The organism is Sphingobacterium sp. FBM7-1 (assembly GCF_020687765.1).
Classification (GTDB): Bacteria; Bacteroidota; Bacteroidia; order Sphingobacteriales; family Sphingobacteriaceae; genus Sphingobacterium.
In genome coordinates this window covers 208,398-231,400 of the sequence record NZ_JAJEWJ010000005.1, presented here as the reverse complement: position 1 = coordinate 231,400, position 23,003 = coordinate 208,398, and the positions used below count along the sequence as shown (strand labels likewise).

The 23,003-nt window shown below is 46.8% G+C and carries 24 protein-coding genes; 8 read left to right on the top strand and 16 right to left on the bottom strand.

Annotation, left to right across the window (positions count from 1 at the left end; all coding sequences use genetic code 11):
* Nucleotides 1-5: 5 nt before the first annotated feature.
* The 4 genes from LKO28_RS10900 to LKO28_RS10885 all read right to left on the bottom strand — a co-directional run bounded on the left by LKO28_RS10900 (nucleotide 6) and on the right by LKO28_RS10885 (nucleotide 4,901).
* On the bottom strand, nucleotides 6-869 hold the full coding sequence (locus tag LKO28_RS10900; RefSeq protein WP_227694875.1) for a DUF808 domain-containing protein: 864 nt from the start codon (nucleotides 867-869) through the stop codon (nucleotides 6-8).
* Nucleotides 870-912: 43 nt separating this feature from the next.
* Complete coding sequence (gene radA / locus LKO28_RS10895; RefSeq protein WP_227694874.1) at nucleotides 913-2,298, bottom strand: DNA repair protein RadA; 1,386 nt, start codon at nucleotides 2,296-2,298, stop codon at nucleotides 913-915.
* A gap of 146 nt (nucleotides 2,299-2,444) precedes the next feature.
* The gene (locus LKO28_RS10890; RefSeq protein WP_227694873.1) at nucleotides 2,445-3,047 is read right to left on the bottom strand and encodes a FecR family protein; all 603 of its coding nucleotides are present in this window, start codon (nucleotides 3,045-3,047) and stop codon (nucleotides 2,445-2,447) included.
* 135 nt (nucleotides 3,048-3,182) lie between these two features.
* Complete coding sequence (locus LKO28_RS10885; protein ID WP_227694872.1) at nucleotides 3,183-4,901, bottom strand: serine hydrolase domain-containing protein; 1,719 nt, start codon at nucleotides 4,899-4,901, stop codon at nucleotides 3,183-3,185.
* 48 nt (nucleotides 4,902-4,949) lie between these two features.
* On the opposite strand from LKO28_RS10885, the gene xseA reads away from it, so the two are divergent.
* On the top strand, nucleotides 4,950-6,293 hold the full coding sequence (xseA, locus tag LKO28_RS10880; protein ID WP_227694871.1) for an exodeoxyribonuclease VII large subunit: 1,344 nt from the start codon (nucleotides 4,950-4,952) through the stop codon (nucleotides 6,291-6,293).
* Entirely contained in the window at nucleotides 6,290-6,535 is a 246-nt protein-coding gene (gene xseB / locus LKO28_RS10875; RefSeq protein ID WP_227694870.1) for an exodeoxyribonuclease VII small subunit, read from the top strand. The genes xseA and xseB overlap by 4 nt, the downstream gene beginning before the upstream one ends.
* Nucleotides 6,536-6,597: 62 nt before the next feature.
* Here xseB and proB read toward each other — a convergent pair whose 3' ends face one another.
* The 4 genes from proB to LKO28_RS10855 form a co-directional block, all read right to left on the bottom strand.
* Complete coding sequence (gene proB, locus LKO28_RS10870; RefSeq protein WP_227694869.1) at nucleotides 6,598-7,368, bottom strand: glutamate 5-kinase; 771 nt, start codon at nucleotides 7,366-7,368, stop codon at nucleotides 6,598-6,600.
* A 2-nt stretch (nucleotides 7,369-7,370) separates the two neighbouring features.
* Nucleotides 7,371-8,183 carry a pyrroline-5-carboxylate reductase gene (gene proC, locus LKO28_RS10865; RefSeq protein ID WP_227694868.1) on the bottom strand — a complete coding sequence of 271 codons (813 nt, stop codon included), beginning with the start codon at nucleotides 8,181-8,183 and terminating at the stop codon, nucleotides 7,371-7,373.
* 378 nt (nucleotides 8,184-8,561) lie between these two features.
* Nucleotides 8,562-9,419, bottom strand: a complete 858-nt coding sequence (locus tag LKO28_RS10860) for a hypothetical protein (protein WP_227694867.1) — start codon at nucleotides 9,417-9,419, stop codon at nucleotides 8,562-8,564.
* Between the two features lie 12 nt (nucleotides 9,420-9,431).
* Nucleotides 9,432-10,157 (bottom strand): YebC/PmpR family DNA-binding transcriptional regulator, encoded by a 726-nt coding sequence (locus LKO28_RS10855; RefSeq protein ID WP_227694866.1) that lies wholly within the window; start codon nucleotides 10,155-10,157, stop codon nucleotides 9,432-9,434.
* Between the two features lie 407 nt (nucleotides 10,158-10,564).
* On the opposite strand from LKO28_RS10855, the gene LKO28_RS10850 reads away from it, so the two are divergent.
* Both LKO28_RS10850 and LKO28_RS10845 read left to right on the top strand, forming a co-directional pair.
* Nucleotides 10,565-11,554, top strand: a complete 990-nt coding sequence (locus tag LKO28_RS10850; protein WP_227694865.1) for an aspartate-semialdehyde dehydrogenase — start codon at nucleotides 10,565-10,567, stop codon at nucleotides 11,552-11,554.
* A 169-nt stretch (nucleotides 11,555-11,723) separates the two neighbouring features.
* Nucleotides 11,724-12,467: a DeoR/GlpR family DNA-binding transcription regulator gene (locus LKO28_RS10845; RefSeq protein ID WP_227694864.1), complete on the top strand. Its 744-nt coding sequence runs from the start codon at nucleotides 11,724-11,726 to the stop codon at nucleotides 12,465-12,467.
* Nucleotides 12,468-12,481: 14 nt separating this feature from the next.
* Here the strand turns inward: LKO28_RS10845 and LKO28_RS10840 are convergent, their stop codons facing one another.
* The 4 genes from LKO28_RS10840 to LKO28_RS10825 form a co-directional block, all read right to left on the bottom strand.
* Nucleotides 12,482-13,585 (bottom strand): CapA family protein, encoded by a 1,104-nt coding sequence (locus LKO28_RS10840; protein WP_227694863.1) that lies wholly within the window; start codon nucleotides 13,583-13,585, stop codon nucleotides 12,482-12,484.
* On the bottom strand, nucleotides 13,575-14,939 hold the full coding sequence (locus LKO28_RS10835) for an asparagine synthase-related protein (protein ID WP_227694862.1): 1,365 nt from the start codon (nucleotides 14,937-14,939) through the stop codon (nucleotides 13,575-13,577). Before LKO28_RS10835 ends, LKO28_RS10840 begins: the two co-directional genes overlap by 11 nt.
* Nucleotides 14,939-16,393 (bottom strand): lipopolysaccharide biosynthesis protein, encoded by a 1,455-nt coding sequence (locus LKO28_RS10830; protein ID WP_227694861.1) that lies wholly within the window; start codon nucleotides 16,391-16,393, stop codon nucleotides 14,939-14,941. Before LKO28_RS10830 ends, LKO28_RS10835 begins: the two co-directional genes overlap by 1 nt.
* 73 nt (nucleotides 16,394-16,466) lie before the next feature.
* Entirely contained in the window at nucleotides 16,467-17,150 is a 684-nt protein-coding gene (locus tag LKO28_RS10825; RefSeq protein ID WP_227694860.1) for an FkbM family methyltransferase, read from the bottom strand.
* 187 nt (nucleotides 17,151-17,337) lie between these two features.
* On the opposite strand from LKO28_RS10825, the gene LKO28_RS10820 reads away from it, so the two are divergent.
* The 4 genes from LKO28_RS10820 to LKO28_RS10805 all read left to right on the top strand — a co-directional run bounded on the left by LKO28_RS10820 (nucleotide 17,338) and on the right by LKO28_RS10805 (nucleotide 20,572).
* Entirely contained in the window at nucleotides 17,338-18,246 is a 909-nt protein-coding gene (locus LKO28_RS10820) for a glycosyltransferase (RefSeq protein WP_227694859.1), read from the top strand.
* Nucleotides 18,243-19,013: a glycosyltransferase family 2 protein gene (locus LKO28_RS10815; RefSeq protein ID WP_227694858.1), complete on the top strand. Its 771-nt coding sequence runs from the start codon at nucleotides 18,243-18,245 to the stop codon at nucleotides 19,011-19,013. Before LKO28_RS10820 ends, LKO28_RS10815 begins: the two co-directional genes overlap by 4 nt.
* Entirely contained in the window at nucleotides 18,994-19,242 is a 249-nt protein-coding gene (locus LKO28_RS10810) for a DUF3820 family protein (RefSeq protein ID WP_411028042.1), read from the top strand. Before LKO28_RS10815 ends, LKO28_RS10810 begins: the two co-directional genes overlap by 20 nt.
* 346 nt (nucleotides 19,243-19,588) lie before the next feature.
* Nucleotides 19,589-20,572 (top strand): rhodanese-related sulfurtransferase, encoded by a 984-nt coding sequence (locus LKO28_RS10805; protein WP_227694857.1) that lies wholly within the window; start codon nucleotides 19,589-19,591, stop codon nucleotides 20,570-20,572.
* Between the two features lie 67 nt (nucleotides 20,573-20,639).
* Here LKO28_RS10805 and LKO28_RS10800 read toward each other — a convergent pair whose 3' ends face one another.
* The 4 genes from LKO28_RS10800 to LKO28_RS10785 are packed head-to-tail and all read right to left on the bottom strand — an operon-like array spanning nucleotide 20,640 to nucleotide 22,985.
* The gene (locus LKO28_RS10800) at nucleotides 20,640-21,404 is read right to left on the bottom strand and encodes an exodeoxyribonuclease III (RefSeq protein WP_227694856.1); all 765 of its coding nucleotides are present in this window, start codon (nucleotides 21,402-21,404) and stop codon (nucleotides 20,640-20,642) included.
* Nucleotides 21,404-22,168: a peptidylprolyl isomerase gene (locus tag LKO28_RS10795; RefSeq protein WP_227694855.1), complete on the bottom strand. Its 765-nt coding sequence runs from the start codon at nucleotides 22,166-22,168 to the stop codon at nucleotides 21,404-21,406. The genes LKO28_RS10800 and LKO28_RS10795 overlap by 1 nt, the downstream gene beginning before the upstream one ends.
* Before the next feature lie 9 nt (nucleotides 22,169-22,177).
* Complete coding sequence (locus LKO28_RS10790; protein ID WP_227694854.1) at nucleotides 22,178-22,528, bottom strand: hypothetical protein; 351 nt, start codon at nucleotides 22,526-22,528, stop codon at nucleotides 22,178-22,180.
* 19 nt (nucleotides 22,529-22,547) lie between these two features.
* Nucleotides 22,548-22,985, bottom strand: coding sequence for a low molecular weight protein-tyrosine-phosphatase (locus LKO28_RS10785; protein ID WP_227694853.1), 438 nt, complete (start codon nucleotides 22,983-22,985; stop codon nucleotides 22,548-22,550).
* Between the last annotated feature and the right edge of the window lie 18 nt (nucleotides 22,986-23,003).

Below are 23,003 nucleotides of genomic sequence, written 5' to 3'. Positions count from 1 at the left end.
AATACTTATTTCTCCCGCTTAAAAACTCTTTTCATCAAGTTGACGACCACAACCACCAATACACCCACAACCAATCCTACCAAAAATTCCTGAACAATAGCCGGCAATGCCGGGAGAAGATTATGGACATAGTCAATATTATGGACGAAAATACCGCCAGATACCAGCAATAAAGCAATCGTTCCGATAACAGCCAACGACTTTATAACCACCGGCAAGGACTTCACCAATAATTTCCCTACGCCCGATAGAAAGCCTTTGCTATTGCTATATTTAATCATACGATAACCCGTATCATCCATCCGAACGATGAGCGCCACGACACCATATACACCTACCGTTGCCAAAAGCGCCACAACAGAGACCGTCAGAATTTGTATTGTCAGACTTCTATCCAGCACAGTTCCTAACGCGATGATCACAATCTCCACAGAAAGAATAAAATCTGTCGTTATCGCTGATCTGATTTTCGCTTTCTCGGCCTGTATACTTTCCTCTTCTTTTTTCTCTACAATGGGCACCTGATTCTTCGGACGATGAAAGAAATATTCGACAATCTTTTCCGCGCCTTCATAAGCTAGGTAAAAGCCCCCCAAAATCAAAGCAATCTTTATGGCAATCGGAAAAAAAGCGTTTAGCAATAACGCCACCGGGACAATAATAAGCTTATTGATAAAGGAGCCTTTCGTAATCGCCCAGAGAACCGGAATTTCCCGAGAGGATAAAAAACCGGTAGCTTTTTCTGCATTGACCGCCAAATCGTCGCCTAATATACCTGCCGTTTTACGTGTAGCAACTTTAGCCGTCACGGCTACGTCGTCCATTAAAGCTGCGATATCGTCCAAAATCGCAAAAACACCTGATGCCATAAGCTTCTGTTATAAGAAATAAAAATAGAAAAATTCCTTTTTACTACCCAAACAAAGCACGGAATAAATCTTCTAAGGTCGCCATGGGACGGATAGCAATGTCATACTTTTTGGCATCCAACCCTTTCGTGTTGTATTTCGAAATAAAGATGCCCTCGAAGCCCAGCTTCTGGGCTTCTGTGATACGCTGCTCAATGCGGTTGACGGCGCGAATTTCGCCGGATAAGCCTACTTCGCCGGCGAAGGTGACTTGCGAAGGTAAAGGAATGTCTTGCTGGGAGGAAATCAACGCGGCGATAACGGCTAAATCGATCGCAGGGTCTTCAACGCGTAATCCGCCGGCTATATTCAAAAACACATCCTGGGCACTCAGCCGAAATCCGAAGCGCTTTTCTAAGACGGCGAGCAACATGCTCAAACGCTTGGTGTCGAAACCGGTGGAGGTACGCTGTGGGGTACCAAAAGCGGAGTTACTCACCAGAGCTTGTACTTCAATCATCAGCGGACGCATCCCTTCCAACATGGCGGCAATGGCCACTCCACTCACGGGTTCGTCTCGCTGGGAGATCATAATCTCCGAGGGGTTGGAAACTTCCCGAAGTCCGGAACCTTGCATTTCGTAGATACCCAGTTCGGAAGCGGATCCGAAGCGGTTTTTAACCGCCCGCAGAATGCGGTACACGTGGTTCCGGTCGCCCTCAAACTGCAAAACGGTATCAACCATATGCTCGAGTACTTTGGGGCCGGCGATGGAGCCGTCTTTCGTGATATGCCCCACGATAAACACGGGCGTACTGGTCTCTTTAGCGAAACGCAACAGCTCGGCGGTACATTCGCGCACCTGCGATACGGAGCCGGGAGCCGACTCGATATGGGAGGAATGCAAGGTTTGGATCGAATCGATCACTACGATATCGGGCTGTACGGTTTCGATCTGCTTAAAGATCTGCTGCGTAGAGGTTTCTGTTAAGATATAGCAGTTTGCTGTGGCGTTCTGCGATAGGCGCTCGGCTCGCATCTTGATCTGCTGCTCGCTTTCCTCCCCGGAGATATAAAGTGTTTTTACTTTCGGCACGCCCAAGGCTAACTGCAGCATCAAGGTAGATTTTCCGATACCCGGTTCGCCGCCGATCAGCACCAACGATCCGGGTACAATGCCGCCTCCCAAAACCCGATTAAACTCCCTGTCGGGCGTGCTTAAACGCTGCTCGTCCTGATAGACGATCTCGTTGATCACCGCTGCTTTGTTGGCGCGGCGGGACGTCGCCGGCAAGGTGGTACTCCGCCATTCGGGCACCTTGGAACTGGTTTTCTCGACGACTTCCTCGACGAAGCTGTTCCACTGTTTGCACGAAGGGCATTGTCCTAACCACTTGGCCGACTGATAGCCGCATTGTTGACAGAAATAGGTTGATTTCGCTTTAGCCATTGAGCGAAAATACTAAAAAACAAAAGATTTCAGCCTATATAACTGCTTGATACGTTACTTTCCCTTCGTGATCGATACACTGCACGCGCAATTCGGTTTGATTGATTGCGAAATACATAAAACCGTATGCACTGGCTTGATAACGGCTATAGGCGACATCGTCGCGCACGGGCGTAATTTATACCGGTGTACTGAATTTTCCCGATATGTCCGTCTTCGATATGGATCGGGGTTTGGTAAGCTTGCTCGAGCGTCGCGAAAACATCGGGCAAGGGTATATTTTCTAAATGCAGACGGCTAGTGATCGATGCCGGAACGGCGGCCTTCGTTTCGGCTGCCTTGACGCGGCGCGCGGGCTCTATCCGCACGATACGCATATGTGCATCCAATACCAGACTGGCTCCCCGGCGGTCTAAGAAGACGTTTTCAAAGGCCGGAACGGCTGTGGTGGAAGCGACGACGATTTTACCGCCGTGCAGCTCGACGGCGGTACGCTGTTCGGCTACACGGGTATCGATCGTAAAGGAGGTACCCAATGCGGTCGTTTTCGTCCCACCGGCATACACGCTAAAGGGCCTGCTGGTATCGCGTACAACGTCAAAAAATCCTTTTCCTTCGAGGTAGATATCCCGTGCGGTTACCGAAAAATTGTCGCGGTATTGCAGGCTACTGTTAGCAAACAGGTGCACGGTAGATTGATCGGGAAGCTGAACGGTATCGGTTTGGTCGCTGTCATTAACAATGGACACCCACCGTGGGCTAAGGGCTAGGACGCTGTCTTGCGCGCTGTATTGCGTCGACCCGCGCGGCGCTACCGGTGCCTGCCAAAATTGAAAGGCGATAAAGATAACTTTTATGAAATATTCATGTGTACAAAATACAATTTATTTACATATAAACGAATAAATAATGTCTTGGATGCGGCTTCTAATGTTAAGCTCGTTGAGCTTTGCGGAAACCTGCGGATGAACCCGGTTGGATAAAAAAATATAAATCAGCTGGTTTTTGGGATCTATCCAGAGGCAGGTGCCGGTATAACCGGTATGACCGTATACGGACTCATTGGCGCGCTCGGAGGGATATGCTTTTCGGGGATCGGGATCTGCCCGATCGAATCCTAAACCGCGCCGGCTGGTCTGCGACTGCTTGGAGGTAAATAAATCGATGGTGGCGGGTTTAAAATACTGTATGCCACCATAGTCGCCTCTGTTTAATAGCAGCTGTCCATAGATGGCTAGGTCATTGGCGGTTGCAAATAGACCAGCGTGGCCGGCAACTCCACCTGCCATGGCTGCGCCTTCGTCGTGTACATAGCCTTGCAACAGTTCTTTACGGAATACGCGGTCGTCTGTGGTGGGCACGATCCTTTCCTTCGCAAAACGCTGCCGCGGATTATAACCCGCCGTCTTCATACCAATGGGGCGGTAAAGGAGTTCCTGCACATAGGCGTCCATCGGCTTGGCTGTCATGCGTTCGGCGATTTCTTTCATCACGTACATACTGATGTCGCTATAGACGTAATTGCCGGGAGATGCGACGGGCGAGCGCAGCATCTGCGGCCACATGACCTCCTGATAATAGTTATTACGCAGATAGGCGTTTTCCGCCACACGTACTTGGTGGGCGGTGTCTGGCTGATGCACTAGATCGCCGGCTTTTAGCTGTTGATAAAAAGGTATAAAGGGGGTGAAGCCTGCTTCGTGCAGCAATATGCTCCGCAGGGTAAGGTCTTTTTTACGGGGGTCTTTTACTTGCCCGAGGTAGCTGTTTAGCGAGCTACTGAGCTGGATGATATCGCGTTCTTGCAGGTGCATGATGACCGGCGTGGTACCCGCAATTTTGCTGATGGAAGCTACATCGAATAGATCGCTGGTTTTCGTTTTTGCGGCTCCGGTATAGGTATGGGTGCCATATCCTTTTTCCAGAATGACCTGTCCGTTTTTTACGGCCATCACGACCATGCCGGGGGTAGCACGTTCGCGGATGGCTTCGGCAGCGATGGCATCAACCTTCTTCACCATGCCCACCAAGTCAAAACCGCAGGAGCTTGCCGTGCCGTACTGCAGGCGCGTTTGCTCGGTTTTATTTGGCCCTTGCGTGATGGCCAGCCCGCCAAATACCGACATGGCTGCATAATGCTGCGCTTCTTTGCTAAACGCGGGATAGATCAGTTCGGCATAATTTCCGCTGAGTCGTCGAGGAGACCAGCTGGCGGTGGTTGGCCGCTTTTCAAAACGCACGAGGATGACCTGCTTTTTTTGAACGAGCGACTGTTTGACGAGCAATAGCAGGTCGTTCCGCAGATCTTCTGATGTGCCGGCGACGATGATCGTATTGGAATACTTGGTGTTTTCTTCGTATTGGTTAAAATCCGTACTGTTTATATCGGCATAGCGTTGAAGCATCTGCACAAAAGGGGCGTACTTCGCTGGAAAAGGGGTTACGACGGTAAGGCGGTGTTTATCCAGCCGTTTTAGGGGCAAAAGCGCGCCGGCATTCTGCACCAGGACGGCTTTATTGACCACGTTCTGTTTATATTGGGCAAAGCTGCTGGAGGTATATAGGAGTAGGGACAGACAAAAGTAGACGATCGTACTTCTCATTTTATTCGCGGTTTAAGCTATAAATGTATTAAAAATATCTGCAACATTATGCCCCCGACGAAGATGGATAGCGGGTTTATTTTTGTTTTTTTAGCGGAAAAAGAGAATATCGGCTATATTTGGTCTATGCCCGAAATGATCCATAATAAAACGATCTTCTCCTTATTGGAGGTGTCCCGCAGCATTCAAAAAACAATTGCGGATCGCTACAGAAGTTTGTATTGGATCAAGGCGGAGATGAACAAGCTCAACCACTATAGCCATTCGGGGCACTGCTATCCGGAGCTGGTCGAAAAGAAGGATGGCAAAGTGGTGGCAGAGATGCGGTCGATTTTGTGGAAAGCGGATTACCAACGCATTAATGCGCAGTTTCGCAAATTGCTAAATGAACCTTTGCGAGATGGTATCACCATTTTATTTCAGGCGGGGATTTCGTACGATCCGTTATATGGTTTCAGCTTAAAGATTGTGGACATCGACCCGACCTTCGTGCTGGGCGAACTGGAAAAGGAGAAACGGGAAAGTATACGAAAGCTGCAAGGGGAAGGGATATTTGATGCGAATAAAAGGTTGCCTTTCCCACTGCTGCCTAAACGCCTGGCCATTATTTCGGTAGAGACGAGCAAGGGCCTGTCTGATTTTTTTAAAATTATTCAGCGAAACCCCTGGAAGTATCGCTTTGAATACACCTTATTTCCTGCCCTATTGCAGGGTGACAAGTCGGTGCCTTCGATTATCCGGCAATTAGCGAATATTGCGGAAAAGACGGAGGAGTTTGATGCGGTAGCGATTATCCGCGGTGGTGGCGGTGAGGTTGGACTTTCTTCTTACAACAACTATCAGCTGGCGAAAGCCATCGCTATTTTTCCTATCCCGGTGATTACGGGGATCGGACACTCGACGAATGAAACTGTCAGTGAGATGGTGGCCTATCAGAACGCAATAACGCCCAGTGAACTGGCTGATTTCTTGATACAGAAATTTCATCAATTCGCCCTGCCGGTAGATGAGGCTATGAACCGCATCATACGGGCATCAACGGCGCTGTTCGAAAAAGAAGCGCGCCGTCTAGTGGAAAGCAGCCAGGTGATATCCTGGAACAGCAAAGCCTTACTGGCGACGCAACGTCATCAACTCAGCAGTACGATAGGCCACTTGCAGCTGGCTAGCATGCAATTATTAAAAGATAAAACCACGGAGCTTCATAATATACAGCGCTTATTGCAACTGGCAGACCCAAAACAGTTGTTGAAAAGGGGGTTCAGTATTACGAAGGTTAATGGTCGTGCGCTTACCGAGAATAGCGCGGTGGAAGTGGGCGATGAAATAGAAACGGTTTTGTATGAAGGCACCCTATATAGTAAAATAACCCGAAAAAACCCTGAACCATGACGCAGAAGACATACTCCTATAAGGATGCGCTCGAAGAGCTTCAATTGATTGTTTCGGAAATCGAATCCGGTCAAACCAATGTGGACGAGCTAAGCGAAAAGATCCGCCGGGCGGCTCAACTGATTGCCCTGTGTAGGGCAAAATTAACGGCGTCTGAAGAGGAAGTGGAAAACTTACTCGCACAGCTGGCCGAGAGTACCGCGCCCGCTACGGACGAACAGCCGGAGGATCAGGAAGAATAACAATAAATAAGCCCCGCACATGTGCTTTTGTACGGGGCTATTATTCGGTATGGCTGTAGGAATTAAGCGGTAACTTTTGTTCCTACCGACTTACCTTCGATGATATCCAAGATCACCCGGTCTCGTTTACCATTGGCAATATAGGTCGGGATATTTTTCGCAGCCGTTTGTTTGGCGACTTTGAGTTTGGATTCCATCCCACCGCGACCGGAGGTTTCGCCCTTGTTTGTTTTCGTTACGTATTGTTCTACCTGCTGATCGACTTTGATCTCGCTGATCAGTTCAGAAGCTGCATCATCGGGATGCCCGGTGTAAAAACCGTCAATATCGGTCAGGATAATCAGCATATCCGCGTGGATCAGCTCGGCGATTAAACTCGCTAGCTCGTCGTTGTCCGAAAACATCGAGTGTGATACGGAAACGGCATCATCCTCGTTCGCAATCGGAATAACGCCTTCGGACATTAATCCTTCGTAACAGTTAATCATATTGGTACGGTGCTCGCCGGGGTTAAAGTCCCGCTTGGTGGCCAGTACCTGCGCGCACCGCATACCGTAATTCTGAAACAGGGTATAGTAATGGCGCATCAAACGGGGCTGTCCGATAGCGGAATATACTTGCCGACGTTGTGATTTGTCGGGTATGGCGCTATCGCCCAAAATCTCGCGACCGGCATTTACGGATCCCGAAGAAACCAATACCGTCATGATATTTTCTTCATATAATTGGGCGATCTGATCGACCAATTTATTTAAAGAAGCGAGCATAATACGGTTGTCCCGGTTGGCCATTACACTGGTGCCCACTTTTATGACTACTCTTTTCTTATACATACCTACTTATTGTTTTCTTTTCCCAGCTGTACGGCTCTTTCGAACGCAGCGTAAGCTGCATCTTTAATCAATTCGTTTACATTATTTTCTTCCATAGAATCTAACGCAGCACGCGTTGTTCCGCCTTTGGAGGCGACCCGATCCATCCACGCAGAGGGATTGAGATCGGAACTGTTAAACAGCTCTACCGCTCCCTGGAAAGTTTGCGCGACCATGAGGCGAGCGTCTGCTTCGCGGAAACCCATCTTTATAGCGGCCTCCATCATCGACTCCATAAAATAAAAGACGTAAGCGGGGCCAGACCCGGATATTCCGGTGGATTTGTCGATTTCCATTTCGTTGGCCAGCTTAATGGAGCGGCCGGTCGTATCAATTAACTTTTCTACCGTCAGTAATTCTAGACGGGATACTTCTTTGGACCCGATAAAGGATGTAAACCCGTGGCCCACCTGCGCAGCTAGATTAGGCATCGCGCGCACCACTTTTTTAATGTCCATGGCTTCTTGCATGGTTTTTATCGTGACACCGGCCATGATGGATACAAAAATCTGATCTGGCTTTTTGTGTTGTTTGATTCCTTCGAATACTTCATCACTGTGATAAGGTTTCACCGCAATAAATACGATATCTGCTTGGGGCAGACAATCTTCTAGTTTTTCGTAGACCTCGAACGTACCCTCCGCCCGTAATTCGGCAAGCTTTTCTGCCGAGTTGTCTAAAATCATTAAATCTTTCTCTCTCAATAAATCTGATTGGGCCATTCCATGGGCATACGTCAGTCCCATGTTGCCGGCACCAATTACTAGAATTTTCATCTTTTTTTGTTTTTTAATGGATAATACATTGCCTTAATGTGCTTTTTTCTGAAAAACCATATGGACAAGTTTATCGGGTTAAATTCGTGTTTTAATAACATTAGTTATCACATAACCCCACAAGGAACGTGCTGAAAATTAATGTGATGCAAAATAAGCACTGCGATTTAAAAAGAATTTGTCTCACAACTTACTGTTAGGTAGCCGGTTATCCTAACCATTAACTTTTTTCATATTTTAGTAAACGGCGGTTTTTAGTCACTGCCAAAATGACTACAAAAGGGGACAGCCGTTTATGCTCGTGCAAAATCAGCATTTGGCTTTTCTGCTGATAGGGGGTCTCTATCTATTGTTATTATTGTAAAAAATGTGCTTGATTTATTCGTCGGCTTTGGGAGGGCTTTTAGTAACTCCGGCTTTAAAGCGAGGTTTGAAACCTGCAGGCTTGCTAGAAGCTGCTGGTGCAGGTGATGCTGACGGGGTTTCCGAAGAAGGCTTGTCTGGCTGCGGAGCCTGAGGCGTAGTGGCTTCTTTCGGGGATTTCGTAGTTGGGGCTTTGGTAATGTTCGCTTCGGGATTCGTGGTTTTCGTATCAGACGTCGGCGTTTCTGTCGCTTTAGTCACTCCAGCCTTGAAGCGAGGTTTGAAACCTGCAGGCTTGCTTGAAACTGCTGGTGCGGGTGCTGCTGGGGTTTCCGAAGTAGGTTTCGCCGGCTCCGCGGCCTGAGGAGTATCGGCTTCTTTAGGGGATTCCGTAGCCGTCGCTTTAGTAACTCCAGCCTTAAAGCGAGGCTTGAAACCTGCCGGTTTGCTCGAAGCTGCTGGTGCAGGTGATGCTGGCGTTTCCGAGGCAGGTTGAGCTGGCTCTGCGGCAGGAGTAGCAGCTTCTTTCGGGGCATCTGCTACCGGTGCTTTGGTCGCCCCCGCTCTAAAACGAGGTTTGAAACCTGCAGGCTTACTAGAAGCAGCTGCTGTTGCGTCCGCTGGGGCTGGCTTGGAAACGGCTTCCTTGATAATTTCCGCGGAAACTGCTTCGTCTTTGGCTGCCGTTTCCTCCTCTTCTAACACCCCATACTGCTTCCGCAATTTATTAAACCAAAACTTCTTGGTATGGTCGAAGCTTTTTTCGCCCATTTGAACAAAATGTTGCTTAAACTCATCATACAGCAGTGGGTTACCACCTTGCAACTGTGATAAGTCTATTTTCTTTTTAGCAAAAAACTCTTCAAATGTCATGGCAAATGCTTCTTATTCCATATTGTGGTATACGGCCTGTACGTCATCATCTTCTTCAATCTTGTCGATCAACTTGAGTACATCGGCTGCTTGTTCTTCATCCAACGCGGTATGCGACAAGGCGATACGCTCTAGTTTGGCAGATTTTACTTCGATTCCTTTTTCTTCCAAAAGGCTCTGCATATTCCCAAAATCCTCAAAGGAAGTTTGGACGACAACAATATCGTTTCCTTCTTCGTCTGCTTCTACATACAATTCTTCCAATCCGCCGTCGATAAGTTCCAATTCCAACTCTTCGACGTCTAATTCTTCTGTGGCTGCAAATCGAAAGATTGATTTGCGTTGAAAAATAAAATCAAGTGAGCCTGTCTTACCCAATGAGCCACCTGACTTCGTAAAATAACTGCGGATATTCGCAACGGTACGGTTCGTATTATCCGTTGCGGTTTCGATCAACACCGGTACCCCATGTGGACCATAGCCCTCGTAAACATACTCTTCGTAACCTTTCGCATCTTTTTCAGAAGCTCTTTTAATCGCTGCTTCGACACGATCCTTCGGCATGTTAACAGCTTTCGCGTTCTGGACAGCCGTACGCAAACGGGAGTTGTTTTCTGGATGTGGGCCACCCTCTTTTACCGCAATTGCTATTTCCTTGCCTAAACGAGTAAACTGCACGGCCATTTTGGCCCAACGTTTAAATTTTCTTTCTTTCCTAAATTCAAAGGCTCTGCCCATTTTTATACGTCTGTTTTGAGGTTTGCAAATCATGTCTCCTGCCATCAGCCACCAATATACTTGGTGCGATCACCCCTGTTCCGTTATGCGTAAAAATCAGTGCTACTTGTCGACCAACGCTTAGCAATAGTTTGGCGGGGTGTAATCCACATAAGACCTCTCAAAATTAGGAAGAATATTTTTATTTTCCGCATCTCCCCTTTACCAAGCAGGCGGGGCGCTACCAAAAAGAAGCAAGGCTCCTGTTCGGTCATTTTTTGGTTAAAAAATTGCGATTTTTTAAACGTTCCTAGAAAAACATTGAAACCAGCGTAATATATTATAAAATATATTTTTATTTTCATACTTTTGCGCAGTAAATTCACGGTAATTTATTTAAACATCATAAACATTAAACAAATTTCAGTATGAAAGTTGCAGTAGTAGGCGCAACGGGCCTTGTAGGGTCAGAGATTTTGACCGTTTTAGCGGAACGTAATTTCCCAGTAACAGAGTTGATTCCAGTAGCATCGGAACGGAGCAAGGGTAAGGAAATCGAGTTTAAGGGGAAGAAGTACAAGATCGTTACTCCAGCCGAAGCTATTACACTGCAACCTGACGTGGCTTTGTTTTCGGCAGGTGGTGGCACTTCTACAGAGTATGCTCCCCAATATGCAGAGGCAGGTATCACGGTAGTAGATAACTCGTCAGCATGGCGTATGGATCCTACCAAGAAATTGGTGGTTCCAGAAGTAAATGGTGATGTCTTGTCTAAAGACGATAAAATCATTGCAAATCCAAATTGTTCGACCACACAGATGGTGGTTGTGCTTCAGCCGCTACATGCGAAATATAAAATCAAACGTGTTGTCGTATCCACCTACCAATCGGTTACGGGAACGGGCGTTAAGGCGGTAAATCAATTAATGGATGAACGCGCTGGAAAAGACGGAGAGAAAGCATATCCTTATCCGATTGACCTGAACGTTATCCCACATATCGACGTGTTCCAAGATAATGGGTATACGAAGGAAGAGATGAAAATGATTCAGGAGACGAATAAAATCTTAGGAGACGATTCGATCCGCGTAACCGCAACGACGGTGCGTATCCCCGTTATGGGCGGGCACTCCGAGTCGGTGAACATTGAATTCGAAAACGATTTTGACCTAGCAGAGGTTCGTCAACTTTTGACGGAGCAGGAAGGTGTTATCGTGGTCGATGATCCAGCAAACCTAAAATACCCGATGCCAAAAGACGCGCATGGTAAAGACGAGGTGTTAGTTGGACGGATCCGTCGGGACGAGTCGCAAGATAAAACATTGAACCTTTGGGTAGTGGCCGACAACTTGAGAAAAGGAGCCGCAACGAATGCCGTTCAAATCGCAGAATTGCTTGCTAAAAAAGGGCTTATTTAGCAACTTTAAAATTTTGAATGAAGGGATAGTGTGTGGCATTAGCCTGTTAAGAAAGGGGATCATGTAATTGCATGATCCCCTTTCTTTAACTTTATTGTCGCATCCAGCTATTTGAGGTATATCGGTTTTGCTTCTTTTTCACGAAAAAAAGAAGGTAAGACGTAACATTATGCTAAAAAAAGAAAGACAAGCTTATATTATTCAACAGATTAACGTACATAAAAAGGTGTTATCGGCTGACTTATGTATACAGTTAAATGTTTCAGAAGATACCGTACGACGCGATCTTAACGAACTGGCAAATAACGGACAGGTCTTGAAAGTACATGGTGGTGCCTTGGCGAAATCTTTTCCCTTTCCTTCACAGGATGGGAGTGTCCATAGCCAAGAGTCCAAAAAGGTGATTGCCCAAAAAGCGATGGAACTTCTGCAGCCTGGCATGACGGTACTGGTCGGTGGCGGGCCCCTCTTGATCGAATGGGCAAGGTCTGTTCCGGCTGATCTCTCCTGCACGTTCTTTACAGTGAGCCCACTGGTGGCCTTAGAATTAGCAGAGAAAGAAAATAGTGAGGTTATTCTTATTGGTGGAAAACTATCCAGAAACACCCAAATGGTATCCGGCGCGCAGGTAACCCAGGATCTTTCCGATTTACGGGTAGACCTCTGTTTATTGGGAACTGATGGGGTTTCGCTCAATGAGGGCATTACCGATACCGATTGGGAAGCTGTACAAATTAAACGGGCGATGATTAAGTGTGCTCGAAAAATCGCTATCCTGAGTATAGCAGAGGCGCTGAACGTAGACCTACAAATCCGTGTGGCACCCCTACGGGACCTGACTTATCTTCTTACTGATTTAGAACCCGAACATCCCAAATTAAGTTTATTTACGCAACAAATTGTATTGCGTTAAACGCGGTTCTCCACCTATTTTTTCCCAAGTAGTCTTTGCATCGCGCGCTGGACGATCCAGAGGTTACTTTCGATCTTGAGGTTGTGCCACAGTAGATTATAATCCGTTTTTCGATGGAAAACCAATCGCTTTAAATGTTTGAGTAGTGCGCGCAGGGAATAGTCCGGAAATCCGTTAAATGCCTTGGCGTAGTATTTAGCGTGGTATTTATGCCATTGGTCTACAGCGATCTGATCGACATAAGCCAGATAGTCCGCTTCCGGGGTCAATCGCTGGCTGAGGCGATCCAATAGTTGCTGAGAGGCTGCCGGTGTGTGCAAATGCAGATCATTCCCGGTTTTCTCTACGATGTGAAGGTGGCATCCGGCCAGTTGTCCATTTTCGACCTCAAGTTCCAACATCGCTCCCGTATTCCAGCTTTTCGTATCGGCAATACCGTCAAAATAAAAGTTGCCTAGGCTGTAAAAAATAGGTTTGTTATGGTGATATTCCATCCCCTGCACCATATGCGGATGATGCCCGATGACGACATCTGCACCGCTATCAATCAGTTCCCGATATCGATTGCGCCATTCGGGAATCGGAACATCGATCATCTCTACACCGGCGTGGACTTGTACGATCAACAGATCTACCTGCGTCTTATAATCGGCAATATCTGCACGTACCCTGGGGTGGTTTATCCAAGCATATCCCACCTCCTTCTCGCCTTCCAGCGCGCCATAACCGTTTTCGCCATAGGCCACAAAACCATAACGTACACCGTCTATTGTTTTTATCAGCAAGCCATAGGCTTGCGCCTGATTGCCTACGCCAATGGTGCTGTCCTTAGCCAATGCCGCCAGCGTGTGGTTCAGACCCTCCTCACCATAATCATAGATGTGATTATTTGCCATGGCGAACAAGCTAAAACCTAGTGTTTGGAGCAAATGTACCGCGTCGTTCCGCTGGTTCAACACCGGACCGGTTTTCGCGATAGGGTATCCTTTTCCACGCAAAGGAGCCTCCAGGTTGCAACAGCGGATCGTCTGTTCGTCGAATATCCGTCGAAGCGCCGGGGATAACACAGGCTCCGTTTCCAGCACAATATCGCCTACAAAAAGTAACTTATGACGCATTTCTTTTCGATAACATAATTTCAATGGGCTTGATGGTAATATACGCAAAATACGCCTGCATCAGCTTGTTCTTAAAGCCCATGAGCTTTAATCCTTCTTTAACCTTGGGCATGTGCATGAGGGTCTGGAAAACACGTTCCTGCCAATTTATTCGTGCCAAGGTGGTGTTAATCCACTCCAGGTATGCCGGATCAATGACTTCTCTCAGCAGCCCAACATTTAGCGGCTCCAGCGGATGATGAAGCAGCGCGTAGTAATTGAGGGAGTTTTGGTAGGTATAGTGATGCTTTTCTTCTTCAAAAAGCACGTTATGTTTTTTGAAAAAATCACGCTGCCACTGCCTATTGGCGCGTCGCTCGGCCGGAAGATTGAGCATATCCAATGCGATATCCTGTTCGAGAAAAGGCGAATACGTTTCGAATCCATAATACGGCGGAAGATTGACGAGAAACTGCAGCATCGTCATTTTTGTACGCATCGTGGTCAACAAACGGTATTCAGGCAGCTTTAACAGCGCTCGCTGCTTCTCGAAAAAAGGCGTTACCAACGCTTCTTGATAGTTTGCTTTTAACGCCCGGCTCGCATCTGCGCTCATGCCATGCGTATGGCCTAAGGTGCGATAGGACGCTGGGGTATCGACTTCAGCAACGGTAAAGGCACCGGCCCAAGCATCGCCGATAATACCGCTGAGTAATTGTAGTTTTCTATGGTTTTCACGCTCGGCAATCTGCTTATAGAACTCCATATGGTAGGTGCCCGAAGCCGCAACGGAAACCCCGTACAAGGCATACCAATCGGCGATATAATGATTAAAACCGCCAAGATCAACGCGGTGCCAATCGGTGTTCAGCCTTTCCGAAAGCGCTTGTGCGTATACGGCTTCGCGCGATTGCTGCTGGTCATAGGAGGTGCCATAGGTGTAGGCCCGGATCCGGTTCCTATCCTTCACGAGGATGTTCAGTAAACGCGAGTCGAAGCCCCCGCTGGTCGGGATCAGGATGTCTTCCTGAAACGAATTTGCCCAACGGTTTATCCGATCTTCCATTTTATCCAGAACGTCCGCTTCTTTTGACGGTTTCCCGAATCCTTCTAACACCTGATCCGAGTGTTCGGTAACCACCAGCTTACCGTCTATAACCGTTAAAGATTCAGTCGGTAATAGATACTTGACATGCTTCACTGGCGTGCGCCCGAAGACGACGTATCCGTAATCGAGGTAAGCGGCAAGTCCATGCAGATCGATCTCTAAATTGGCGTAGTCGATCACCTCATTGATAGACTTACTGACGGCTCCTGTTCTTTCATTATAAAAAACTGTGCCGCATCCTACCCAATTTCCGTGTATTGTTTCCATTATTTCCGCTTCGATAATTTACGTTTTCCTATTTCCAACAGCTCCAACCACACCGGATTGCGCGACAGATGAATGACCGTGAGATACAGCCCGACAAATAACATTCCTTGAATAAGGAGCAACAACAGCAACGGTAAATCCGCGAGTAGATGGCTTACTCCCCAAACGGCTAAAAAAGCCCCCAGGCTCGCCAAAAAGGGTGGCAGTATATCTTGGAGCTGTTTCCATAAGCCATAGCCATATACCCGCCCACTTACGAGCGTATTGACACCATAAAACAACAGGCGCACCGCGAGCTGCCCATATATGATTGCCAGGATACCAAAAGCGTAGGTCTGCCACAGCACGAGCGCTGCAAGGGCAAATTTGCCAAGCTCCAGTCGCAGGGTATAATTGGACTTCCCTTTAATATTCAAAAAGTTAACATTCAGATCCGTCAACGAAATAAATATCCCCGCAAAACACAACCATTGGAAATAAGGAACAGAGGGAATCCATTTGTCTGTCAGCACAACGATAAACGCGGGCTCCGCAACGGTGATCGCACAGAAGCTTACCGGAAAAAGCACGAAGGCCAAAGTCTGTATCGTCTTTCTACAGGCATTCAGAAACCTAGGGTAGTCATTTTGTATGGGGGCTAAGGTCGACAAAGTGGTGCCTTGAATGATGGATGAAATGAGCAAGTTTGGCGTCTCTCCCCAGCGATTTGCCTGATAATAGTATCCTGTCTGCTCTTCGGTAAAATGCTTCCCGATAAAGCTATAGTATATCTGGGAGAAAGACCGGCCGAGGACATTCCCTACCATAAAAGAAAGGGAAAAACGCAGGTGATGCCGCAACGACGGAGCAGAAAAGAGGAAACTGATGCGCCAATTGCCCCAAAACCACAACAGGGAGCTCCGAAACAGGGCATATAAGAGCGGTTGCAGTAAGATCGCCCAGATTTCCAGCCCCATCACAGCCAAGGAAACAGCGACCGTTCCCATACATATCACCGAAATGACGTTGATCCGGGCGGTTCTCTTGAAATCGAAGTTCCGGAGCAGTTTGACGTATTGCACAATGCCGAACGAATGCACCACCACTTGTAAAAACATGATCCGCGCGTAAAAAGCCAGGTTATCGATATTATTAAAGCGCTCAATAGCGGGCGCAAAGAAAAACAGCAGCAGGTATACCAATGTACTCACGAGCAGATTAAAGACAAACATGGTGGAGTAGTCTTTTTCATCCACCGCTGGGGAACGCACCAGTGAGGTGGCCAGACCACTATCCACCAGGGCGGTGGAAATGGTGGTAAAAATCATCAAGACCGCTACCAGCCCAAAATCTTCTACCGGCGACATACGAGCGATGATGATACCGACCAAGGTAATGACCAATTGATAGCCAAATCGATCGATAGCATTCCAAAAAAGTCCTTTGAGTGTATTTTGCTTGGTATTTTCGCTCATGCAAAGACATTAAAGCCACAAAGTTAGCAAAAAACGTAGCATATCTGTTCTCTGAAGCTTTCTGTAGGGTAATTCATGAAACTTCATAAAAGAACAGCGTCCGTTTCGTTTTCGCGATCAGGCGATAGCCTTGTTCTTTTAAGAAGTCAATAATGGGCGTCGACGAATAGCCATCCATATCATAGCTGTCTTCTACCAAGATATAATACGGTCGGTATTTTGACCAGTTGTTGGTTTTCAGCACGGCCAAATCAAATCCTTCGGCATCCACGGAAAGAAAATCAATTTTCGTATCGCTTTGCAGGTATTGATCTAATATCGTATCCAGCCTGCGGACGGGAACATCAATCGTTTTCACGATGGAATAGTGTGTCGTATCGTCTCGTTGTGCTGATATTTTAGACGAAAATCCATTTAACGCCGGCTCGTTGAAACAATAATAAGTCAGGGTGCCGTCATTTTCCGCTACGCCTAAATTAAGGTTGACATCACGCTTCCGAAACCAGCGGAACCATTTCATCGCTTCTGGATTCGGCTCGATATTGATCCCTTTCCACCCTTTTTTATAAAAGGCCATGGTATTCGAAAAGCGGTAGGGATGATGAGCGCCTACGTCTACGTAAAATCCCTTATATTTTTTCCGCCCCTCATAAAACCCCAACAGCACAACATCTTCACCTTCCTGGGAGTAGGACGCTTGGGATATAAACTTGTGAATAGGTAGATATTTTAACAAAAACCGTTTGATTTTCTTCATTTTGGAATACGTTGTTAAGCTATAGGCGTCCGATGACAAAATATAGGTTTAAACTTACAAAATATTGTAGGTATGGAAAAGGAGAATAAAGGAATCTGGGTAAAATATATAGGAGGAGCAAAAAGGCATGAATACATAAATAAATATTAGCATGGTTTTTGAATCATTCTTTGTTCCTTTGTATAGCATGCAGAAACTTGCTCCTATTATATTATTTGTATACAACCGACCGAAGCATACGCGGCGGGTACTGGAGGCCTTGGAGAAAAACCTGTTGGCCCAGGATTCCGTAATATACATTATCTCGGACGCGGCGAAAAACGCGGATGCGGTTGAAAACGTAAATCAGGTACGGGCACTTATCCGCGAACCCTGGGACTTCCAGCACATTACGATTGTGGAACGTCAGAAAAACTGGGGGCTGGCGGAGAATGTGATCGACGGGGTCACCCGGATCATTCAGGAGCATGGTAAAGTCATCGTTTTGGAAGACGACCTGTTGACCTCTCCCTATGCGCTAACCTATTTCAATGATGCACTCCACCGATATGAGAAGGAGGAGCGGGTGATGGAAATCAGCGGCTATATGTACCCGGTCGAACATCCTCGTCGTTTGCCGAAAACGTTTTTTTTCCGGGTGGCAAACAGCTGGGGCTGGGCAACCTGGAAACGGGCATGGGATCATTTCGATCCCGATATCGAGGCTTTGACCAAAGACCTAAAGCGCAAAGATATTCGGCGGTTCAGCATTGATGGGAAGGAGAATTTCTGGAAACAGGTAAAGCAATTTAAAGCGGGAAAAATCAATTCGTGGGCTATCCGCTGGTATCTTTCTGTTTTTAATCAGGATGGCTTAGTGCTTTACCCGCGTCATTCCATGACACAAAATATCGGGACCGATGGCTCGGGCACGCATTCGGATATAGACGATGTGTACCGCGTGAAGCTGGCGACCCAAAAAGTAAAATATTTTCCCAACGAAATAACCGAACATCCGAAGGCTTACGCGGCTATCAAACATTTCTACGCGCACCGAAAGGGGAATATTGTGGAGCGACTGATCCGGTACGCGATTAAAAAGTGGGGTAAAAAATGAGACAGCATATGCATAAACTTCAACCGAAAGTTTCCATTATCACGGTGGTTTATAATGATGTCCGGGGCATCGAATATACAATTCGCTCGGTCATGAAACAGACTTATGCCGAATTGGAATATATCATTATAGACGGTGCCTCGACCGACGGTACGCTAGCGGTTATTGACCGCTATCGGGAGGAAGTATCCGTACTGATTTCGGAAAAAGACGCGGGTATTTACGATGCAATGAACAAAGGGCTGGCCGCCGCGACCGGCGACTACGTGCTGTTTCTCAATTCGGGCGACGAACTTTATGAGGACATGACCTTGGAAAAGGTGTTTTCTGCTGCAGATAATGCAGACATTTATTATGGCGAAACGAAATTGATCGATGAAGAGCGTAACATTGTCGGTGACCGGCGTCATAAAAACCCGAAACAGTTTGACTGGAAGTCGTTTCGTTATGGCATGAATATCTGTCATCAGGCTATTTATGTAAAACGGACTATTGCCGAACCGTATGATTTGCAGTACGCCCTTAGTGCCGATATTGACTGGGTTATCCGGGCAGCTAAAAAGGCTCGGAAAATTGTTAATGTAAATCAGTACGTCGCAAAATACCTGGTAGGTGGCTTGTCGCAAAAACGACATCTGCAAAGCTTGAAAGAACGCTACGCCATCTTCCAGAAACATTACGGTACATTCGCCAACGTGGTTAACCACGGCGTTATTGCCGCACGCCTTATCTTACACCGATTAAAACATGGCCGAACAAGAGCATAATTGGGCTGAAAATATGTTGCAGCCGGAGTTGTTGGTCGAACTGGCAAATACTAAAATGCCTTTCGGTAAATACCAGGGGTGGCTATTATGCCACCTGCCCGAACCGTATTTAACTTGGTTTCATCGCAAAGGATTCCCGAAAGGCAAACTGGGGATGCAGTTAGCGACACTCTACGAAATAAAGTTGAATGGTTTGGAGTATTTGCTCAAACCTCTTATCAAGAAATAGTCTTTATCCTTTTTTCTTGATAAAAAAGGATGCAAAAACCGAACGAAGTGAGCTCATGGATGCTAAAACAAACACGAATCCATAAATCAAGACTTGCACGTTTCATCCTTCTCAAATATCAGATCTTCATTAAAAAAATACAATTGCACAATCCCTCATTAACATCTAAAGGTCGCATACGGATGTTTGAGGTATGTAGAAATTCATCCTTAGCACGAACCATTCCTCTCAAATATCCGAAGCGACGAGTTTTTTGTTTCTTTTTTGCGGAAAAAAAGAAAATAAAAAACAGTATTTTTGTAAAAAATTTTAACATTAAACGCCGTTTGCAGCGGTATCAATGAATATGGAAAAATATCAAACGCTACTGTACTACTGTTACAGTACTATCGAAAATGCAGAACAGTTCGCTGCTGATCATCTTGAATTTTGTAAATCACTGGGTCTTGTTGGTCGTATTATCGTTGCCGATGAAGGTTTGAACGGGACGGTTTCGGGAACTCGGGAAGCTTGTCAGGCCTATATGGACGCGGTGCATGCCGATGAGCGGTTTGCGAAGACGGATTTTAAGGTGGATGAGGTGGACGAGCCTTCTTTTATCAAAATGCACTGCCGGTACAAACCGGAGATTGTTCATTCGGGTTTGCGCGATCCGCGGGTTATCGATCCCAATAAGGAAACGGGTAAACACCTAGAGCCGAAAGATTTCTTGGAGATGAAAGACCGGGAGGATGTGGTTATTCTGGACGTACGTTCTAATTACGAGCATACGGTCGGTCGTTTTAAGAATGCGGTGACATTGGATATCGAGAACTTCCGGGAATTTCCGGAAAAGATCAAGGAACTGGAACAGTATAAAGACAAAAAGATACTAACGTACTGCACGGGTGGAATTAAATGTGAAAAAGCTTCCGCTTTATTGCTAAAAGAAGGTTTCAACGATGTTTACCAACTGCATGGTGGGATCATCAAGTATGGTAAGGAAGTAAACGGTAAGGATTTTGAAGGACAGTGTTATGTGTTTGACAACCGCCTTACTGTTGATGTGAATACCGTTAATCCATCTGTCGTATCGACCTGCAGAAACTGCGGCGCCGTTACGGCAAAGATGATTAACTGTGCAAACCCCGAATGTAACGAGCATTTCACCCAGTGTGATGATTGCGGCTGGGAAATGGAGGGGTGTTGTTCGTCGAGCTGTATGGAGCATCCTCGCAAACGCACCTATGATGGAACGGGCTATTACGTGAAAGTTCCACAGCCCGTGAATGTAGACAAGATCAGCAAAAGAAAACATAAAAACCGACCCGCGGCAGCCCGCGAGAGCTAAAAACAAGGGGCCTTCGATATCGTATCGAAGGCCCCTATAAATTTTTGCTGAGGTTGCTGGGTTTTGCTTACCGAAGCGTTAACAATACCGGACAGTGATCGGAATGCACTGCCGAAGGTATAATCTCTGCCCCGGCGATCCGATCTGCTAAGGATTTAGATACCATATTATAATCAATCCGCCAACCTAAGTTTCTCGACCGCGCTCCAGCACGGTAGCTCCACCAAGTATAGTGATGTGGGTCGGGATTCAGGTGTCTAAAAGAGTCTACATACCCGGAGTTGATAAAATTTTCCATCCACTCCCGCTCCGCCGGCAAAAAGCCCGAGCTATTCGCATTCGATTTGGGATTATGGATATCAATTGCGCGATGACAGATGTTATAATCGCCTGAAATCACCAGATTTGGCTTTTCTTGCAGCAGTTTATCGCTGTACTCCTGAAAATCTGCCAGAAAACGATATTTGAAATCCTGCCGCACATCGCCAGTCGTTCCCGAAGGGAAATATACGCTCATCACCGAGAGATCATCGAAATCTACACGGATGGTACGTCCTTCAAAATCATAATCCTCATGTCCGCAACCGTATTCGACATGCTTGGGGGTGATCTTGGTGAAAATAGCCGTGCCGCTATATCCTTTCTTTTGAGCCGGATACCAATAATGCTCGTAACCCATCTGTTCCAGCATAAGAATTTCAGGAACTTGGTCTTGGGTAGCTTTAATTTCCTGCAAACACACGACGTCCGCATCCATGCTCTTCATCCAGCCCAGCCAATCTTTTTTTAGTGCTGCCCGAATACCGTTTACGTTATAGGTGATAATCTTCATTAATAGTATCTCGAATAGAAAATGTCTAAAATCTTGGTAAAGAAACCCGTTTTAGGTTGAAGTCCGGCCTGTTCCCGTTCCAGATTTAAGGCTTCTCGCCGGGTCAGTAGCTGCATCGACATACGCACGTCCTCCAAAGGACGATCGCGCTCATCAGTCTCTACCACCGCTATCTGATCTATGGTTGCCACACCGCTTAACAGTTCGCCGAACACCGTATAGTTACCATCCAGATGAGGCACGCCTCCAACCGTTGTATAGGCCTCCCGCTGCTGTGCCGTCAGCTTCTTCCCGTTTAAGCGGAACGTCTCTAAGGAGTCTAATGCAGCCGGACTGAATACGCGGCCCTGCACCAGATAAAACTGCGATGCGGATGACTGCTTTGCGGGATTATTATCCCTTGCCGCACCAATCGTTCCTTTTTTGTGAATGAGGCTGTCCTGAATCTCTGCCGGAATCTTATAGTCGGGTCCGCCTGTGCCAAGTGCCTGTTTCTGTGCTGCGTAACGGGAATCGGGATCTCCGCCTTGAACCATAAAGTTTTCAATAACGCGATGGAACAGCAATTCGTCGTAGTACCCTTCCTTAACCAGTTTAACGAAGTTGTCGCGGTGCTTAGGCGTTTCGTTATACAGCATTAATAAGCATTCGCCTTTATTTGTCTGTATAGCTACATAATGATGTTTCGGTGTTTTCGCCCAAGCCATCGTGGCCAATAGCATGCCCATAACGAGCAGCCCTATTTGTTTGTAGTTTCTTCTCATGAATGCGTATTACGATAAGGTATAGGTATCCTCAAAATAATCAATAATCAAGGATTTCAGAATCATTTCTTGTTCTAACAATGTATAGTTGGGAATGGGCTTCACCAAATCCCAATGCGGCCAACCCTCTTCATCTAACCCCTTCAGCTCATAAAAGCCCATCGCACTGAAAAGGCGGCAGGTAGCGATGTGCATAAGCTCTTCTTTTTGTCGTTTAGAAAACTGTTGTGGACCTTTTCCGAGTTCCTGCACGCCGATAAGAAAGAGCATCACTTTAAGATCAGGGAGTTCCATGTCGAAATCCTTTGCAATAATGCTTTGCAGTTCCTTCCACTTTTTATTAATCTCCGATGCTTTCATACCTAACAAAAATAGGGAATTATTTACGCAGTTCCTGCAAGAGTTCCTTACAGCGTTTTTCGATCATGTTGTACACGGGTTCAAACTGTGTTTCGTCGTAGTAGGGATCTGGAACAATCCCTTCGGATAAAAATAGCTGCACCTTAACGCGATCTTCGTCGTTCCGCCCTAGCGCCAGCACATCCCGCAAGTTGTTGTCATCCATCACCAAAATCCGATCATAACGATCAAAAAGCTCCGGTTGAAACCATTGCGCCCGCTGCGTGGTGATGTCTACGCCGTATTTCTTGGCTACCGCGATGGAGCGTTTGTCGGGTTGGTTGCCCACGTGCCAATCGCCCGTGCCCGCAGAATCAATTTCCCAGTCTAAACCCTCCTGCTCCACCAAGTGTTGCATGATGCCATGTGCCAGTGGTGACCGGCAGATATTACCTAAACAAACCATCAAAATTTTCATGCCCCGAAAATACCGCTA

Excerpts from the sequence above, each read along its gene's own strand:
- proC (WP_227694868.1), bottom strand. The coding sequence starts at position 8,183 with ATGAAAATTCTAGTAATTGGTGCCGGCAACATGGGACTGACGTATGCC.
- xseB (WP_227694870.1), top strand. The coding sequence starts at position 6,290 with ATGACGCAGAAGACATACTCCTATAAGGATGCGCTCGAAGAGCTTCAA.
- xseA (WP_227694871.1), top strand. The coding sequence starts at position 4,950 with ATGCCCCCGACGAAGATGGATAGCGGGTTTATTTTTGTTTTTTTAGCG.
- LKO28_RS10795 (WP_227694855.1), bottom strand. The coding sequence starts at position 22,168 with ATGAGAAGAAACTACAAACAAATAGGGCTGCTCGTTATGGGCATGCTA.
- LKO28_RS10825 (WP_227694860.1), bottom strand. The coding sequence starts at position 17,150 with ATGAAGAAAATCAAACGGTTTTTGTTAAAATATCTACCTATTCACAAG.
- LKO28_RS10790 (WP_227694854.1), bottom strand. The coding sequence starts at position 22,528 with ATGAAAGCATCGGAGATTAATAAAAAGTGGAAGGAACTGCAAAGCATT.
- LKO28_RS10850 (WP_227694865.1), top strand. The coding sequence starts at position 10,565 with ATGAAAGTTGCAGTAGTAGGCGCAACGGGCCTTGTAGGGTCAGAGATT.
- LKO28_RS10820 (WP_227694859.1), top strand. The coding sequence starts at position 17,338 with ATGCAGAAACTTGCTCCTATTATATTATTTGTATACAACCGACCGAAG.
- radA (WP_227694874.1), bottom strand. The coding sequence starts at position 2,298 with ATGGCTAAAGCGAAATCAACCTATTTCTGTCAACAATGCGGCTATCAG.
- LKO28_RS10855 (WP_227694866.1), bottom strand. The coding sequence starts at position 10,157 with ATGGGCAGAGCCTTTGAATTTAGGAAAGAAAGAAAATTTAAACGTTGG.
- LKO28_RS10830 (WP_227694861.1), bottom strand. The coding sequence starts at position 16,393 with ATGAGCGAAAATACCAAGCAAAATACACTCAAAGGACTTTTTTGGAAT.
- LKO28_RS10840 (WP_227694863.1), bottom strand. The coding sequence starts at position 13,585 with ATGCGTCATAAGTTACTTTTTGTAGGCGATATTGTGCTGGAAACGGAG.
- LKO28_RS10810 (WP_411028042.1), top strand. The coding sequence starts at position 18,994 with ATGGCCGAACAAGAGCATAATTGGGCTGAAAATATGTTGCAGCCGGAG.
- proB (WP_227694869.1), bottom strand. The coding sequence starts at position 7,368 with ATGTATAAGAAAAGAGTAGTCATAAAAGTGGGCACCAGTGTAATGGCC.
- LKO28_RS10900 (WP_227694875.1), bottom strand. The coding sequence starts at position 869 with ATGGCATCAGGTGTTTTTGCGATTTTGGACGATATCGCAGCTTTAATG.
- LKO28_RS10860 (WP_227694867.1), bottom strand. The coding sequence starts at position 9,419 with ATGACATTTGAAGAGTTTTTTGCTAAAAAGAAAATAGACTTATCACAG.
- LKO28_RS10845 (WP_227694864.1), top strand. The coding sequence starts at position 11,724 with ATGCTAAAAAAAGAAAGACAAGCTTATATTATTCAACAGATTAACGTA.
- LKO28_RS10885 (WP_227694872.1), bottom strand. The coding sequence starts at position 4,901 with ATGAGAAGTACGATCGTCTACTTTTGTCTGTCCCTACTCCTATATACC.
- LKO28_RS10785 (WP_227694853.1), bottom strand. The coding sequence starts at position 22,985 with ATGAAAATTTTGATGGTTTGTTTAGGTAATATCTGCCGGTCACCACTG.
- LKO28_RS10800 (WP_227694856.1), bottom strand. The coding sequence starts at position 21,404 with ATGAAGATTATCACCTATAACGTAAACGGTATTCGGGCAGCACTAAAA.
- LKO28_RS10815 (WP_227694858.1), top strand. The coding sequence starts at position 18,243 with ATGAGACAGCATATGCATAAACTTCAACCGAAAGTTTCCATTATCACG.
- LKO28_RS10835 (WP_227694862.1), bottom strand. The coding sequence starts at position 14,939 with ATGGAAACAATACACGGAAATTGGGTAGGATGCGGCACAGTTTTTTAT.
- LKO28_RS10805 (WP_227694857.1), top strand. The coding sequence starts at position 19,589 with ATGGAAAAATATCAAACGCTACTGTACTACTGTTACAGTACTATCGAA.